Annotated in this window: 2 protein-coding genes; both read right to left on the reverse strand. The window is 32.8% G+C overall.

Annotated features, from left to right (window positions below):
* A partial coding sequence (locus K8089_RS15960; protein ID WP_237604292.1) for a hypothetical protein occupies positions 1-197 on the reverse strand: 197 nt, incomplete at its 3' end.
* A 68-nt stretch (positions 198-265) separates the two neighbouring features.
* On the reverse strand, positions 266-1105 hold the full coding sequence (locus tag K8089_RS15965; RefSeq protein WP_237604293.1) for a hypothetical protein: 840 nt from the start codon (positions 1103-1105) through the stop codon (positions 266-268).
* Positions 1106-1806 lie beyond the last annotated feature (701 nt).

Below are 1806 nucleotides of genomic sequence, written 5' to 3' on the forward strand. Positions count from 1 at the left end.
CTTTTTGTTTTTATAACACTAAATTCCAAAAAAAATCGGACGTTATTCCGCCAATTTTCCGCTGCGATTTGGGTCTCGTTCAATATTGCACAACGTTTAGTATAAAAGAAGTAGGGCTGAAAATAAACAATTAATTTTCGGATTATCCACAAGCCAAATCTTTTGTATTTTGTTTTATTTTTTTGTTCTAAAGCCAAATCAAAAGATTTGGCGACCTCGCAAATGTGCCGAAACATTGGGTTAGCACTTACTTGCCCTATTTTTTTTATACATTGTTGTAGCCAGTTTTTCTCAGTTTAATTATCAGTTTATAAATTCCAAATATAATCAATGATAAAATTAATACTGCTATTTCAGCAATCGGGGCGAGTATTGAATATTCCATACCTTCAATTCCCGCTAAATCATAAAAATACTTCTGCTTTTTGATTATTTTGTCATCCTTAATTAAAAATTCATAAAATGGATAATGGTCATTACTTAACTCACCACTTTTCATTGAGACTAATAAAAATTTATCCTCAAATTCTAATGAGGGTTTTCGTTGGCTAATACTTTTATTCGTTGGGACAATGGTGGTATTACTCTCATCGCTTGTAACAAATTCCACAATTTGAATATCATATCTGTTACCTCGCTCTTCATAACCTTCTTCCGGGCTTTCTAAAAACGAAGAATTTATTATCAGAGTTTGAATTTTGTTTACTTCACTTATTGACAGCTTTAAATTCTTGTCATTTGCTACTTCTTCATACCTCCATAAATTTCCTCTATTTGGCATATTCTCAAAAACCAGATACGGTCTTTCAAAATTTGAATAATATAGGTCAGGCAAATAGTCATACTTTTTATATGAAATACTGTCGGTTAATATTTTGAATTGGCGTTCATCGAATTTTTTTTCCAGTCTTGTGATTGATAAAACTTCATTGGTATTTTTCACTTCATTGAATACTGACGGCCTTTTGATTGTATAGCCCCAATAGCTTTTATTAAATCCATAACCTGTAATAGTTAATATTACTAAAAGCGGAAGGAAAAATTTTCCCAAATCGGTTAAAAACTTAGAACTTATTTTTTGTGCGACTAAAACTGCAGTTGACAAAGGCAATATTATGGTTAGAAAAATCCAAGCGAAATCATTTGAAAAGTGGAAATACAAGAAATCGTACAAGTCAGCATTCCGAAATACAATTAGGATTATAAGCCTCATTATTGAATAAAAAATTGAGGCTTTAAATAACGTTCTTAGGATTCTAGATTTACTCAATGTTTTTTTCTTAAATTGGCTACAACGTTTCTGCATATGATTAGTGGCCCGATTAAGCACGGAATTTAGCAAATAAAAACCGAATAGAAAATCCGACAGGATTTTCGGAAGCAAGCTCAAACTAGCCATTAATTATATGCCTTGTTGTGCAATGTTTTTCTGCGTTCTGTTCCGTTTGTTTCCGCTTTGCTATTCCTTCAAAGTCCATCGAAAAATAAAATTGCGTTTGCTAGTTTTATTTTTCCGATGTCAAAAAATCCCAGCTACTCCCTTTTTTTTCCGCTCCGCATTTTTGTCCGCGCTCCGTTTTTGTCTGAATTGCATTTTACTTTTAAACACTAAATTCCAAAAAAAATCGGACGTTATTCCGCCAATTTTCCGCTGCGATTTGGGTCTCGTTCAATATTGCACAACGTTTCTGCATATAATTAGTGGCCCGAATAAGCACGGAATTTAGCAAATAAAAACCAAATAGAAAATCCGATAGGATTTTCGGAAGCAGGCTCGAACTAGCCATTAATTATATGCCTTGTTGT

This window comes from Aequorivita vitellina (genome assembly GCF_022008365.1).
Lineage (GTDB): Bacteria > Bacteroidota > Bacteroidia > Flavobacteriales > Flavobacteriaceae > Aequorivita > Aequorivita vitellina.